This window comes from Pseudomonas sp. BN415 (genome assembly GCF_029871195.1).
Lineage (GTDB): Bacteria > Pseudomonadota > Gammaproteobacteria > Pseudomonadales > Pseudomonadaceae > Metapseudomonas > Metapseudomonas resinovorans.
The window spans coordinates 179730-193618 of the sequence record NZ_SSOK01000058.1 but is presented as its reverse complement, the minus strand read 5'-3'; the positions used below and the strand labels follow the sequence as shown (position 1 = coordinate 193618).

Genomic DNA, 13889 nt, shown 5'->3' with positions numbered 1-13889 from the left:
ATGTGAGGTGGTCGGGGTAGAGAGATTCGAACTCCCGACATCCTGCTCCCAAAGCAGGCGCGCTACCGGACTGCGCTATACCCCGTATGGAAGTTGGCTCCGCGACCTGGACTCGAACCAGGGACCCAATGATTAACAGTCATTTGCTCTACCGACTGAGCTATCGCGGAACTTCGGTCTTCCAACTCTTTGTCGCCTCACCGTTTTGGTTTAGCGCTTCAGAGGCGCGCCATTTTACGGTTCCAGAACCGCCTGTCAACCCCCTAAAAAACGAATTCCTACAATGATTTGCAGAAGACCAGTCGAGTGCTATACCTGAGCCGTGGCGAGATCGTTGCAGGTCGTGGTCGCGACCTGTCTCCCTACAGGACGGCTATGAGCAATCAGGATCGACCCCCAACTCCTCCCGGCCCCGTGACGACCCTGGCCAGCCGCGGCATACAACCGCGCTTCGGTGATTTGGTGCAAAGCTGCCGCAAGCTGGTGATGAACCGGTTGGCGGAACATCTGACGGGGGTTTTCGGCCAGGTTGACGACACGCTCTTCGAATGCGCCGAGAAGGCCGAGAACAATCAGGTCCAGACGCTGTTCTTCGACAGCATGCGGGACATCCGCAAGCAACGCCCCCAAATAGAACGTTCGTACCACCAGCGCATCGCCAAGCGTTTCGAAGACTTCCTCGGCGGCAAGCTGAAGCCCGAGCTGAAAGCCGGCGAGCTGGATGCCGACCACCTCCAGTTGATGGAAAACGAGGAGTACGAAGAAAGCCTGCTGGTCACCAATATGGTCAGCCGGGTCAAGTCGCGTTGTTCGCAGTCCCTGTTCGCCCTCGATCAGCGCCTGGCAGTACTCAACGGCGGGCGCAAGCTGGGAGACGACGACAACCCGTTCGGCCCGCAGGCTATAGCACTGGCGTTCCGCGAAGCGCTGGAGCCCTGCCCCTTCCCGCTGCGGATCAAGACCATCCTCTATATGCTTTTCGACCAGCATGTGATGCGTGGCCTGGACAGCGTCTATGAGGCGCTCAACCAACGGTTGATCCAGGCCGGTGTGCTGCCCAACCTCAAGTACAGCGTGCAGCGCTCCACCAGTGTGCCCCATCCGCCATCATCGGCAGCGGGTAAGGCACCACCCGGGGAGCAAGCGCCGCAACCGCCCACTCAATCGCCGTCAGCTCCCCAGGCAAGCGGCCCGCTGGACCTGACCGGCGCACCACCCAGCGATCCCGGCCAGCTGTTCAGCGGACTGGCCGCCCTGCTGGGCGAGCGCCGCATGCACCACAGCGACGCCCCGCTCCCCGGCGGGACCCCGAGCATCTCGAGCTTTGCCCCACGAGGCGCAACCCGCACCTATAGCGCGGCGGAACTGCTGGAAGCCCTGAACCGCCTGCAACAACAGTCCGCCCAGGACCTGGCCAGCAAATTGCGTCAGCCGCAGCGCGTCGAAGGCCTGAAAGCCGACCTGCAACAACAACTGGAAAGCCATAGCAGCCTGCCGGGCCAGCAGAAGCTGTCCGACTACGAGGCGGACGTGATCGACCTGGTCGGCATGCTCTTCGACTTCATTCTCGACGATGACAACCTGGCCGACATTTACAAGACCGCCCTCTCCCACCTGCACACGCCCTACTTGAAGGTCGCCCTGCAGGACAAGGCGCTCTTCACCCAGCATCACCACCCGGCCCGCCGCCTGCTCAACAGCATGGCCCAAGCCGGTGTGCTCTATACCAGCGAAGGCGAGGAGCGCGGGCTGCTGGCGAAAATGCACTGGGTGGTGGAGCGCGTCGTCCATGGCTTCAGCGGCGACCTGCTGCTGTTCGATAGCCTGCTGGACGAGTTCAACGAATACACTGGCACCCTGCGGCACAAGGTGGAACTGCGCGAGCAGCGTGCCGTGGAAGCCGCGAAGGGCCGTGACAAGCTGCTCGGTGCCCGCCAGCAAGCTGTCGATACGATCGGACGAGCCCTGGCCGGTCGCGAGCTGCCGGGAATCATCCAGCACTTCCTCGAACTCACCTGGACCGACGTCCTGGTATTCGTCCTGCTGCGCCATGGCGATCGCAGCAACGAATGGCAGCGCTCAGTGGAAGTCGCCGAGCAATTGGCCTGGAGCGGCACCCCGCAGGACAGCGATGGCCGCGCTCGACTTCAGCAATTGCGCATCCCCATGCTGGAAGACTTGCGCAAGGGCCTGGAGCTGCTGGGCGGCTACCACGAGGACGGCATCCGCCGCCTTCTCCAGGATCTGGTGGCCTGCCAGCACGCCGTGCAATCGCAGCAACCCCAGGTGGCAGCACGCATTGAAAGTCCGCTGCCGGAAAGCAAACTGGGCGAGATGCTCGGCGAAGACGCCGAGTTGGCCAACATCCCACGGCCAGTCAGCCTCTCCAATCGAGCCCAGACGCTGATCAGGGAGCTATCCCGCCTGGAATTCGGCACCTGGTTCGAGTTCATCGATGGCCCGGATGTTCGTGTTCTCAAGCTGTCGTGGTACAGCCCCACCACCCGCAACTACATGTTCGTCGACCATAGCGGCCAGCGTGTGGCAATCATGCCTATTACCCAGCTGGCCTTGGACATGGAGCAAGGATTGGCACGTCTGGTCCGACCGGAACGCAGCGCCCCGTTGGTAGACCGCGCCCTTGGCGCCATCTACCGGGTGCTGCAACGCTTCACCGGCCGCACCTCCTGAGTCCGCATTAGGAGTCCACCATGGAAGAACGTCGCCAGCACAGCCGACATGCCACCGAGCTGCAGTTGGAAGTATTCGATCTGCATTCGGGGCAACGCTTGGGCCGCATCGTCGACCTGTCGATGGATGGCTTCATGCTGCTGAGTGAGCTGCCGCTCGTCGCCGACGAGGTCTGGGAATGCCGATTGGTCCCGCTGACCTGGGTGGAGGGGCTGGAAGATATCCGCCTGGGCGCGGACTGCCTGTGGACGCGCATGGGCGAAGACCAGCGCAATTGCTGGGCGGGCTTTCATATCATCGACATTGCCGATGAGCAGGCCGCCGTCCTGGAAGACCTGTTGCAGTTCATTCGCGCGCCATAGCCCGAACGACAACCATGAAAAAGCCCCGCAATCTCGCGGGGCTTTTTCTTGCAGGCCATCAATCAGTTGAAGACGATTTCCTCGCCTTCCACCTTGGCAGTGACGGTGGCGCCAGGCGCGAACTGGCCGGCGAGGATCTGCTGGGCCAAGGGGTTCTCGATCCAGCGCTGGATCGCTCGCTTCAGTGGACGGGCGCCGTAGACCGGGTCGTAACCCACGGCAACCAGCTTGTCGAGGGATTCCGGGCTCAGCTCCAGACTCAGCTCGCGCTCAGCCAGACGCTTGCGCAGGCGTTGCAGCTGGATTTCGGCAATGCCACCGATCTGATCGCGCCCCAGGGGCTCGAATACCACCACTTCGTCGATCCGGTTGATGAACTCGGGACGGAAGTGCGCGCTCACGGCATCCATCACCGCCGCTCGCTGTGCATCCCGGTCGCCCACCAGTTCCTGTATCTGCAGCGACCCGAGGTTGGAGGTCATCACGATCACGGTGTTGCGGAAGTCCACGGTGCGACCGTGGCTGTCGGTCAGACGGCCATCTTCCAGTACTTGCAGCAGCACGTTGAAGACATCCGGGTGCGCTTTCTCCACCTCGTCCATCAACACGACGGAGTAGGGTTTACGGCGCACGGCTTCGGTCAGGTAGCCGCCTTCCTCGTAACCCACATAGCCCGGCGGTGCGCCGATCAAGCGAGCCACGGAATGCTTCTCCATGAACTCGGACATGTCGATGCGCACCAGCGCCTCCTCGGTATCGAAGAGGAACTCGGCCAGCGCTTTGCACAGCTCGGTCTTACCCACCCCGGTCGGGCCGAGGAAGAGGAAGGAACCGCTCGGCCGGTTCGGGTCGGCCAGGCCGGCACGCGAACGGCGCACCGCATTGGCGACAGCAACCACGGCTTCATGCTGGCCGATGACCCGTTTGTGCAGGCCCTCTTCCATGTGCAGCAACTTCTCGCGTTCACCTTCCATCATCTTGGCCACAGGAATGCCGGTCCACTTGGAGACCACTTCCGCGATTTCTTCGTCGGTAACCTTGTTACGCAGCAGCTGGTTCTCGGTCTTACCGTGCTGGTCGACCATCTGCAGGCTGCGCTCCAGGTCGGGAATCACGCCGTACTGCAGCTCGGCCATGCGTTGCAGGTCGCCCTTGCGGCGCGCGGCCTCCATGTCTTGGCGGGCTTGTTCGATCTTCTGCTGGATCTGCGCCGAGCCTTGTACCTCGGCCTTCTCGGACTTCCAGATCTCCTCCAGGTCGGCGTACTCACGCTCCAGCTTGAAGATGTCTTCCTCCAGCTTGGCCAGACGCTTCTTGGTGGCCTCGTCCTCTTCCTTCTTCAGCGCCTCTCGCTCGATCTTCAACTGGATCAGACGACGATCGAGACGGTCCAGGGCCTCCGGCTTGGAGTCGATCTCCATGCGAATGCGGCTGGCGGCCTCGTCGATCAGGTCGATGGCCTTGTCTGGCAGCTGGCGGTCAGTGATGTAGCGATGCGACAACTTGGCGGCGGCGATGATGGCGCCGTCGGTGATGGTCACGCCATGGTGGACTTCATAGCGCTCCTTGAGGCCACGCAGAATGGCGATGGTGTCCTCCTCGCTCGGCTCGTCCACCAGGACCTTCTGGAAGCGGCGCTCCAGCGCGGCGTCTTTCTCAATGTACTGGCGGTACTCGTCCAGGGTCGTAGCGCCCACGCAGTGCAACTCACCGCGGGCCAGTGCCGGCTTGAGCATGTTGCCGGCATCCATGGCGCCCTCGGCCTTGCCGGCGCCGACCATGGTGTGCAGCTCGTCGATAAAGAGGATGACCCGGCCTTCCTGTTTGGCCAGCTCGTTGAGCACGCCTTTCAGACGCTCTTCGAACTCGCCACGGAACTTGGCACCGGCGATCAGCGACCCCATGTCCAGGGACAGCAGGCGCTTGTCCTTGAGACCATCCGGTACTTCGCCGTTGACGATGCGCTGGGCCAGACCTTCGGCGATGGCGGTCTTGCCGACACCAGGTTCGCCAATCAGCACAGGGTTGTTCTTGGTGCGGCGCTGCAGAACCTGGATGGTGCGGCGGATTTCATCGTCGCGGCCGATGACCGGGTCCAGCTTGCCCTCTTCGGCACGCTTGGTCAGGTCGACGGTGAACTTGTCCAGCGCCTGCCGCGACTCCTCGACATTGGGGTCGTTAACGGCCTGGCCGCCCCGCAGGTTGGCGACGGCATTCTCCAGCGCCTTGCGGGTCACCCCCTGGCCGAGCAGGAGCTTGCCGAGGCGAGTGTTTTCATCCATGGCGGCGAGCAGTACCAACTCGCTGGAGATGAACTGGTCGCCCTTCTGCTGGGACAGGCGGTCGGCCTGGTTGAGCAGGCGTGCCAGATCCTGGGAGAGGTTCACGTCACCCGTGGGGTTCTGGATTTTCGGCAGGTGGTCGAGTTCGCGGGTCATGCCCTGACGCAGCGCCGCCACGTCGAAGCCCACCTGCATCAACAGGGGTTTGATGGAACCGCCCTGCTGGTCAAGCAGGGCCAGTACCAGGTGTACCGGTTCTATGGCCGGGTGGTCGTGGCCAACCGCCAGGGACTGGGCGTCGGAGAGCGCCAGTTGCAGCTTGCTGGTCAAACGGTCGATTCGCATGGATTAGTCCTTCCTTCAGATAGCGGGCCGGCACGATGCTGGTGCCAGACACGAAAAGCCCGCCGGGATGAAGCTTAGATAAGGACGATTCTGCGCGATTCAACCTCTATGACATTGACCGTGGTCATAAGCACCGAAGGATGGGACAGGCGGTATTCCACTGAGGAACAAAACCCATCATCCCAGGCCGATGGGTTTCGCTTCGCTCTACCACATCCTGCGGCGATACGGATGGACGCGGCACCGGGCCACAGTCAGTCGGTCAGCCAGACCAGGCTGGCGAAACGCCCCGTGCGCGCAGCACGGCGGTAGGAATAAAAGCGCGGATCGCTGACGGTACAGAAACCGCCACCGTATACGGCCTGCACACCGCGCGCGGCCAGGCGGATACGCGCCAGCTGGTAGATGTCGGCCATGAACTTCCCTTCGTTGGCGCTGGGCCGGAAGGCCTGGCCGGTCTCGGGATGATGGGCCAGGAAGGCTTCGCGCACTTCAGGCCCGACTTCGAATGCTGCGGGGCCAATGGCCGGTCCCAACCAGACCAGCACCTCTTCGGCCGGCGATGCCAGAGCATCCAGGGTTGCCTCCAGCACCCCATTGGCCAGCCCGCGCCAACCGGCATGGGCGGCCGCGACCTTGGTGCCGGCACGATCGCAGAACAGGGCCGGCAGGCAGTCGGCGGTCAGCACCACGCTGGCGACGCCGGGTTCGGCAGTCCAGCTGGCGTCGGCCTCGTCTACGCGGCTCGGGTCGGCCTGCGCCACACGCACACCGTGCACCTGGCTCAGCCAGGCGGGACGGCAACCCAAGGTAGAAGTCAGCAGTCGGCGATTCTGCTCAACGGCCTGTGGATCGTCCTCGACATGGCTGCCGAGGTTCAGGCCTTCATAGGGCGGCAGGCTGAAGCCCCCCTCACGGGTGGTGACGCAGGCCTGCACCCGCTTCGGAGCAGGCCAATCGGGCGTCAGCCAGATGCTCATTGCTCGAAGGACTCACGGTCCTGGCGCAGCAGGCTGAGTAGCCAGACGAAATCATCCGGCAACGGGGACTCCCACTTCATGCGCTCGCCACTCGCCGGATGGTCCAGCTCAAGGAAGCGCGCATGCAGGGCCTGGCGAGGAAACTCCTTGAGTGTCTGCACCAGGGTCGGGCTGGCTGCCGGCGGAATGCGGAAGCGCCCGCCGTAGACGGGATCACCGACCAGGGGGAAGTTCACATAGGCCATGTGCACACGGATCTGGTGGGTACGGCCAGTTTCCAGCTTGACGCGGGTGTGGGTATGGGAACGGAAGCGCTCCAGTACACGGTAATGGCTGACGGCCGGCTTGCCACCTGCGACTACGGCCATGCGCTGGCGCTGCTGGCCATGCCGCCCGATGGGTGCATCGACCTTGCCGCCAGACGTGATCACACCAACCACCACCGCCTCGTAGATCCGGCTCACGCTGCGCGCCTGCAACTGCGCGACCAGGCTGGTGTGAGCTTCAAGGGTCTTGGCCACCACCATCAGGCCGGTGGTGTCTTTGTCCAGGCGATGGACGATACCCGCCCTTGGCACGTTCTCCAGCCCCGGCACATGGTGCAGCAGGGCATTCAGCAAGGTGCCGTCGGCATGCCCCGCAGCCGGGTGCACCACCAGGCCGGCAGGCTTGTCCAGCACCAGCAGGTGTTCGTCTTCGTAGACGATGTCCAGCTCGATGTCCTGGGCCACCCACGCACCCTGGGACTCCTGCTCGGCATTCAGTTCCAGCAATGCGCCGCCGTGCACGATGTCCCGCGGACGCAGCACGCTGCCGTCAACAGTAAGGAGGCCATCCTTGATCCAGCCGGAAAGGCGGGAGCGGGAGTGCTCGGAAAAAAGTTGCGCGGCGACCTGGTCCAGACGTTGCCCGCCCAGCTCAGACGGCACTTCGGCGCTGAGTTGAATAACCTGCTTGGTAATCGAAGACATGCTCTTGCACGGAGGGGGCGTAGCCTTTGGTTTCAGTTACGCGCTTGTGGTTAAATACTGCGTCTTTGTCCCGGGGGTTCCGGGGCGCCCATCATAACAGGACGGCTCCAGCCAAGACAGCCAGCCGTCACAGGGACGCAAGCCGCCATGCAAGTGAAACACCTGCTGCTGATCGCCATTCTCGCCCTCACCGCCGCCTGTTCCTCCAACAAAGAAGTGGTGGACGAGAATCTGAGCGAAGCCGAGCTGTATCAGCAGGCCCAGGCCGATCTGGACAACAGCAGCTATACCCCCGCCATTGCCAAGCTCAAGGCCCTCGAGTCCCGCTACCCGTTCGGCCGCTACGCCGAGCAGGCCCAGCTCGAGCTGATCTACGCCTACTACAAGAATGTCGAGCCGGAGGCCGCCAAGTCCGCCGCCGAGCGCTTCATCCGCCTGCACCCGCAGCATCCGAATGTCGACTACGCCTATTACCTGAAGGGCCTGGCCTCCTTCGAACAGGACCGCGGCCTGCTGGCGCGTTTCCTGCCGCTGGACATGACCAAGCGTGACCCGGGTGCCGCGCGCGACTCCTACAACGAGTTCGCCCTGCTCACCAGCCGCTACCCGAACAGCCGCTACGCCCCGGACGCCAAGCAGCGCATGGTCTACCTGCGCAACCTCCTGGCCGCCTACGAAATTCACGTCGCCCACTACTACCTGACCCGCCAGGCCTATGTCGCCGCCGCCAACCGTGGTCGCTACGTGGTGGAAAACTTCCAGGAAACCCCTGCAGTGGGCGATGGCCTGGCCGTGATGGTCGAGGCCTACCAGCGCCTGGGCCTGAACGACCTGGCTGCTTCCAGCCTGGAAACCCTGAAGCTGAACTACCCGGACCACCCGACCCTGGTGGACGGCCAGTTCGTGCCGCGTGAAGAAGAAGCCGACAACCGTTCCTGGCTGGCCAAGGCAACCCTGGGCCTGATCGAGAACGACGCGCCGCTGCCTCCGGGTGAAACCCGCGCCGCCCAGGACGTGATCAAGCAGTACGAGAACGCCAAGGAAGAAATTCCTGATGAACTGCAGCCGGAGAACCAGGACGAGGTGCAGGAAGAAGAGCACGAGTCCGAAGCCAACAGCAGCGACCGTTCCTGGTTCAGCTACATGACCTTCGGCCTGTTCGACTGATCAACGTCGCATGTCCGCATAAAGAAGGGAGGCCACTGGCCTCCCTTCTTCGCTTCAGCACGGCCTCTAATCTCCCAATCGCCATCCCGAGGTAATGGGATAACGCCGATCCCGCCCAAACCCACGCTGCGTCACCCTGATGCCCACCGCCGCCTGGCGCCGCTTGTACTCATTGCGGTCCACCATGCTCAGCACCCGGTTCACCGTGTCTTCATCGAATCCTTCGGCGATGATGGCGTTGGCCGACAGGTCGTGCTCGATGTAGAGCTTGAGGATCTCGTCCAGCACCGCATAAGGCGGTAGCGAGTCCTCGTCCTGCTGCCCCGGCGCCAGCTCGGCTGAAGGCGGCCGCTCGATCACCCGGGGCGGAATTACCGGCCCGAGGCTGTTGCGGTATTCGGCCAGACGGAACACCAGGCTCTTGGGAACGTCCTTCAGTACATCGAACCCACCGGCCATGTCGCCGTAAAGGGTCGCATAGCCCACCGCAAGCTCGCTCTTGTTACCCGTGGTCAGCACCAGGCTGCCCTTCTTGTTGGAGATTGCCATCAGCAGCGATCCACGGCAACGCGCCTGCAGGTTCTCCTCGCTGGCGTCACGTGCGTACCCCTCGAACTCCGGAGCCAGGACCTGCTGGAAAGCGTCCACGACGGGAGCAATGGGCAGCACCCGATAGGTGACGCCAAGCAAACGCGCTTCGATCTCGGCGTCTTCGAGGCTGATCTGCGCGGTGTAGTGGTAGGGCATCATCACCGCTTCTACGCGCTCTGCACCCAGGGCATCAGCGGCTATGGCCAGGGTCAGGGCCGAGTCGATGCCGCCGGACAGCCCCAGCACCACGCCCCTGAATCCGTTCTTCTGGACGTAGTCGCGCACCCCCACCACCAGTGCCTGGTAGACGCTCGCCTCCAGTTCCAGTAGCTCGGCACAGTGGGTCCGACGTGGAAGCCAGCGCCCGTCCTGCAGCTGCAGGTCCACCGGGTAAAGGCCCTCGACGAAGGCGGGGGCGCGCTGGCAGATCAATCCACTGGCATCAATGACGAAACTGCCACCATCGAATACCAACTCATCCTGGCCGCCTACCTGGTTCACGTAGATCACCGGCATTTCGCCCTCGGCGACCCGCTCAGCCAGCGCCTCCTCACGTTCAAGCTGTTTGTCCAGATGGAAGGGTGAAGCGTTCAGACTGAGCATCAGCCTGGCCCCGGCAGTACGTGCCTGGACCATGGGCTCGGGAAACCAGATGTCTTCGCATATCGACAGCGCCACCGGCACACCCTTGATATCCACCACGCAGGGCTGGTGGCCGGGTTCGAAATAGCGCTTCTCGTCAAATACCCGGTAGTTGGGCAGGCGTTGCTTGTAGTAGGTGGCCAGTAGCTGTCCGTCAGCGATCACCGCGCAGGCGTTGTAGCGCTGTTCGTCTTCCAGCCAGGGGTATCCCACCACCAGATAGATGCCGCGCATCTCGTCACGCAGGCGCTGCAGCCCGTGCTCGATACGCCGCTGCATGCTCGAACGCAGCAGCAAATCCTCCGGTGGGTAGCCGCACAGGGAAAGCTCGGGAAAGACAATGACATCGGCTTCCCAGGCTTCGCGCGCAGCGTTCGCTTCTTCGATGATTCGCTCGACATTGCCTTGAACGTCGCCGACACGGAGATTGAGCTGGGCCATCACGATTCGCAGGCTTTGGCGCATGGCCGCCTCCCGAGCGTTGTGCAAGGCATCAGATGCACTTCAACGCCACCATACTCCCGCGCGCCCGCAGGGAAAACCAAACAAGACGCGGCGGCGTGCGGCCGGTCTCTGTGCGCGGACAACCGGCTTGGCTAAACTGCCAGTTTTCCACCAAGAAGAGAGCACCTTCGGCATGTTTCGCCTGCTGTTCTGGATTGCCGTGATTTTCGTCGCCATCTGGCTGTGGCGCCGCTTCAAGACCCCATCGACACCACGCCCCAAGCCGCAAAAACAGGACGAAACCGTGCCCATGGTGCGCTGTGCACAGTGCGGCGTGCATGTTCCTCGAAGCAACGCCCTGTCCCAGGACAATCGCTGGTATTGCAGCCGGGCCCACCTGGAACAGGACCAGAGCCCTGGTGAGCGCTGATACCCTCCCCGCCCCGACGGCACTCAGCGCTCAAGGGCGGCGCATCTTCCGCCTCTACAGCCTGTATCGGCTGTTGATTGGCGTAGCACTGGTCGTATTGATCTCCAGCGAACTGGACGACAGCCTCCTGGACCTGGCGCGACCGGAGCTGTTCCGCAATGCCAGCTGGTTCTACCTGATCCTCAATACCCTGATCGCCGCGCTGGTGCCTCGCCCACGGAGCATGGTGCAGGTCTTCAGCCTGGCCGTGGTGGACGTCTTGCTGCTGTCCTGCCTGTTCTTCGCGGCTGGCGGCACGCCCAGCGGCATCGCCAACCTCATGGTGGTTTCGGTTGCCATCTCCAACATTCTGCTGCGCGGGCGCATCGGCCTGCTGGTGGCGGCCGTGGCGGCGATCGGGCTGATCTACCTGACCTTCTACCTCAGCATCAGCCACCCGCAGGCCTCCAGTCAGTTCGTCCAGGCCGGCGGCTTCGGCGCGCTGTGCTTCGCTGCGGCACTCTTCATCCAGGGGCTGAGCCGGCGTCTGCAACTCAGCGAAACCCTCGCGGAACAGCGCGCGGCCGATGTGGCCAACCTGGAAGCACTTAACGCTCAGATTCTGGAGCGCATGCGCACCGGCATCATGGTGCTCGACCCGCAACACCTGATTCTCCTTGCCAACAACGGCGCGCAATCCCTGCTAGGCAAGGACTCGCTGGCCGGACGCCCCCTGGACGGCCAGTGTCCTGAATTGCTGGAGAGGCTGCAGCAGTGGCTGACCAACCCAACCCTGCGACCACAGAGCTTCCAGGCGCTTGCCAATGGCCCTACGCTGCAACCCAGCTTCGTTCACTTGCAGCGTGGCAATCAGCTAAACACCCTGGTTTTTCTCGAAGACGTCTCGCAGATCGCCCAGCAGGCGCAGCAGCTCAAACTTGCCTCGCTTGGCCGCCTGACCGCGGGCATCGCCCATGAGATCCGCAACCCCCTTGGCGCCATCAGCCATGCGGCCCAACTGCTGCAAGAGTCGGAAGAGCTCCAGGGCCCCGACCGACGGCTGGCTCAGATCATCCAGGACCACTCGCGCCGCATGAACCTGGTGATCGAGAACGTGCTCCAGCTGTCCCGACGCCGCCAGTCGGAACCGCAACTGCTTGACCTGAAGTACTGGCTCACCCGATTCGCCAGCGAGTTCCGCAGCTCCTCCAGCCCCAACCAGACCCTGCACCTGTCCACCCTCGGCAGTACGTTGCAGACCCGCATGGACCCCCACCAGTTGACCCAGGTGCTGACCAACCTGGTGCAGAACGGCCTGCGCTACAGCGCCAAGAAAAACGCCCAGGGCCAGGTCTGGCTCAAGCTGTTCCGTGATGCCGAAAGCGACCTGCCCATACTGGAGGTGGAGGACGATGGGGAAGGCGTCCCGCCCGAGCAGGTGCACAATATCTTCGAACCCTTCTTCACCACTGAAAGCAAGGGCACCGGCCTTGGCCTGTACATCTCCCGCGAGCTCTGCGAGAGCAACCAGGCCCGCCTCGACTACAAACCGCGCGAACAAGGCGGCAGCTGCTTCCGCATAACTTTCGCCCACCCGCGCAAACTGAGCTGACCATGACCCGACAGAGAGCCTTGATCGTCGATGACGAGCCCGATATCCGCGAACTGCTGGAGATCACCCTCGGGCGGATGAAGCTCGACACCCGCAGCGCCCGCAACCTCAAGGAAGCCCGCGAGTGGCTCGCGCGCGAGCCCTTCGACCTGTGCCTGACCGACATGCGACTGCCTGATGGCACCGGCCTGGAGCTGGTGCAGTACATCCAGCAGCGCCACCCCATGGTTCCAGTGGCGATGATCACCGCCTACGGCAGCCTCGACACCGCGGTGAACGCCCTCAAGGCCGGCGCCTTCGACTTCCTCACCAAACCGGTAGACCTTGGCCGGCTGCGCGAACTGGTCAACACCGCCTTGCGCCTGAGCGTCCCGGAAGACGGCGAGCCACCGGTGGACGGCCGTTTGCTGGGCACCTCGCCCCCCATGAGCGCCCTGCGCAAGCAAATCCAGAAGCTCGCCCGCAGCCAGGCACCGGTGTACATCAGCGGTGAATCGGGCAGCGGCAAGGAACTGGTGGCAAGGCTGATCCATGAGCAGGGGCCACGCATCGACCGCCCCTTCGTACCGGTCAACTGCGGCGCCATCCCGTCCGAGCTGATGGAAAGCGAATTCTTCGGCCACAAGAAAGGCAGCTTCACCGGCGCGGTGGAAGACAAACAGGGCCTGTTCCAGGCGGCGAATGGCGGCACCCTCTTCCTTGATGAGGTAGCCGACCTGCCACTGGCGATGCAAGTCAAACTGCTACGCGCCATCCAGGAAAAGGCCGTGCGCGCCGTAGGGGGACAACAGGAAGTGGTGGTGGATGTACGCATCCTCAGCGCCACCCACAAGGACCTGGCCGCGGAAGTGGCCGCGGGGCGTTTCCGCCAGGACCTCTACTACCGCCTGAACGTCATCGAGCTCAGCGTGCCGCCGCTACGTGAGCGCCGCGAGGATATCCCGCTATTGGCGGAAACCATGCTCAAGCGCCTGGCCCAGCAGAGCGGGCTGCCGGCCGCGACCCTGGCGCCGGAAGCCCTGGACAAGCTCAAGTGCTACCGCTTCCCCGGCAACGTACGCGAGCTGGAGAACATGCTCGAACGGGCCTACACGCTCTGCGAAGACGACCAGATCCAGGCTCGCGACCTGCGCCTGGCCGACGCCACCGGCCCAGCCGAGGGGGGCGAGGCCAGCCTGGCGCAGATCGACAACCTGGAAGACTACCTGGAAGACATCGAGCGCAAGCTGATCATGCAGGCACTCGAAGAAACCCGCTGGAATCGCACGGCGGCGGCCCAACGCCTGGGCCTGACCTTCCGCTCCATGCGTTATCGCCTGAAGAAGCTGGGTATCGACTGATGCCCAGCGCGACCGTTTCCGGCGAACGTGCCGTCAAGTAATCCGTCCGGGAA

The 13889-nt window shown here is 63.3% G+C and carries 10 protein-coding genes and 2 tRNA genes; 6 read left to right on the top strand and 6 right to left on the bottom strand.

From position 1 onward, the window contains the following. Window positions 1-8 precede the first annotated feature (8 nt). Both E8F20_RS17440 and E8F20_RS17435 read right to left on the bottom strand, forming a co-directional pair. Window positions 9-85, bottom strand: a tRNA-Pro gene (locus E8F20_RS17440). 9 nt (window positions 86-94) lie between these two features. Then, a tRNA-Asn gene (locus tag E8F20_RS17435) sits at window positions 95-170 on the bottom strand. A 205-nt stretch (window positions 171-375) separates the two neighbouring features. Between E8F20_RS17435 and E8F20_RS17430 the strand changes: the two genes are divergently transcribed. Both E8F20_RS17430 and E8F20_RS17425 read left to right on the top strand, forming a co-directional pair. Further along, complete coding sequence (locus E8F20_RS17430) at window positions 376-2691, top strand: DUF1631 domain-containing protein (RefSeq protein ID WP_280284840.1); 2316 nt, start codon at window positions 376-378, stop codon at window positions 2689-2691. Window positions 2692-2711: 20 nt separating this feature from the next. After that, window positions 2712-3053 (top strand): PilZ domain-containing protein, encoded by a 342-nt coding sequence (locus tag E8F20_RS17425; RefSeq protein ID WP_280284839.1) that lies wholly within the window; start codon window positions 2712-2714, stop codon window positions 3051-3053. Between the two features lie 62 nt (window positions 3054-3115). Here E8F20_RS17425 and clpB read toward each other — a convergent pair whose 3' ends face one another. The 3 genes from clpB to rluD form a co-directional block, all read right to left on the bottom strand. Then, window positions 3116-5680 carry an ATP-dependent chaperone ClpB gene (gene clpB, locus E8F20_RS17420; RefSeq protein WP_280284838.1) on the bottom strand — a complete coding sequence of 855 codons (2565 nt, stop codon included), beginning with the start codon at window positions 5678-5680 and terminating at the stop codon, window positions 3116-3118. 254 nt (window positions 5681-5934) lie between these two features. Then, complete coding sequence (gene pgeF / locus E8F20_RS17415) at window positions 5935-6660, bottom strand: peptidoglycan editing factor PgeF (RefSeq protein WP_280284837.1); 726 nt, start codon at window positions 6658-6660, stop codon at window positions 5935-5937. Further along, window positions 6657-7631, bottom strand: a complete 975-nt coding sequence (gene rluD / locus E8F20_RS17410; RefSeq protein ID WP_028630358.1) for a 23S rRNA pseudouridine(1911/1915/1917) synthase RluD — start codon at window positions 7629-7631, stop codon at window positions 6657-6659. The genes pgeF and rluD overlap by 4 nt, the downstream gene beginning before the upstream one ends. A gap of 147 nt (window positions 7632-7778) precedes the next feature. On the opposite strand from rluD, the gene E8F20_RS17405 reads away from it, so the two are divergent. Continuing rightward, entirely contained in the window at window positions 7779-8798 is a 1020-nt protein-coding gene (locus tag E8F20_RS17405) for an outer membrane protein assembly factor BamD (protein ID WP_280284836.1), read from the top strand. 66 nt (window positions 8799-8864) lie between these two features. Here E8F20_RS17405 and E8F20_RS17400 read toward each other — a convergent pair whose 3' ends face one another. Continuing rightward, window positions 8865-10496, bottom strand: a complete 1632-nt coding sequence (locus E8F20_RS17400) for an NAD+ synthase (protein ID WP_280284835.1) — start codon at window positions 10494-10496, stop codon at window positions 8865-8867. 172 nt (window positions 10497-10668) lie between these two features. Between E8F20_RS17400 and E8F20_RS17395 the strand changes: the two genes are divergently transcribed. The 3 genes from E8F20_RS17395 to E8F20_RS17385 are packed head-to-tail and all read left to right on the top strand — an operon-like array spanning window position 10669 to window position 13836. Further along, complete coding sequence (locus E8F20_RS17395; protein WP_280284863.1) at window positions 10669-10905, top strand: PP0621 family protein; 237 nt, start codon at window positions 10669-10671, stop codon at window positions 10903-10905. After that, window positions 10895-12496 carry an ATP-binding protein gene (locus tag E8F20_RS17390; protein ID WP_280284834.1) on the top strand — a complete coding sequence of 534 codons (1602 nt, stop codon included), beginning with the start codon at window positions 10895-10897 and terminating at the stop codon, window positions 12494-12496. Before E8F20_RS17395 ends, E8F20_RS17390 begins: the two co-directional genes overlap by 11 nt. 2 nt (window positions 12497-12498) lie before the next feature. Continuing rightward, the gene (locus tag E8F20_RS17385) at window positions 12499-13836 is read left to right on the top strand and encodes a sigma-54 dependent transcriptional regulator (RefSeq protein ID WP_280284833.1); all 1338 of its coding nucleotides are present in this window, start codon (window positions 12499-12501) and stop codon (window positions 13834-13836) included. The last annotated feature ends 53 nt before the right edge of the window (window positions 13837-13889 follow it).

Excerpts from the sequence above, each read along its gene's own strand:
- E8F20_RS17430 (WP_280284840.1), top strand. The coding sequence starts at position 376 with ATGAGCAATCAGGATCGACCCCCAACTCCTCCCGGCCCCGTGACGACC.
- E8F20_RS17425 (WP_280284839.1), top strand. The coding sequence starts at position 2,712 with ATGGAAGAACGTCGCCAGCACAGCCGACATGCCACCGAGCTGCAGTTG.
- clpB (WP_280284838.1), bottom strand. The coding sequence starts at position 5,680 with ATGCGAATCGACCGTTTGACCAGCAAGCTGCAACTGGCGCTCTCCGAC.
- pgeF (WP_280284837.1), bottom strand. The coding sequence starts at position 6,660 with ATGAGCATCTGGCTGACGCCCGATTGGCCTGCTCCGAAGCGGGTGCAG.
- rluD (WP_028630358.1), bottom strand. The coding sequence starts at position 7,631 with ATGTCTTCGATTACCAAGCAGGTTATTCAACTCAGCGCCGAAGTGCCG.
- E8F20_RS17405 (WP_280284836.1), top strand. The coding sequence starts at position 7,779 with ATGCAAGTGAAACACCTGCTGCTGATCGCCATTCTCGCCCTCACCGCC.
- E8F20_RS17400 (WP_280284835.1), bottom strand. The coding sequence starts at position 10,496 with ATGCGCCAAAGCCTGCGAATCGTGATGGCCCAGCTCAATCTCCGTGTC.
- E8F20_RS17395 (WP_280284863.1), top strand. The coding sequence starts at position 10,669 with ATGTTTCGCCTGCTGTTCTGGATTGCCGTGATTTTCGTCGCCATCTGG.
- E8F20_RS17385 (WP_280284833.1), top strand. The coding sequence starts at position 12,499 with ATGACCCGACAGAGAGCCTTGATCGTCGATGACGAGCCCGATATCCGC.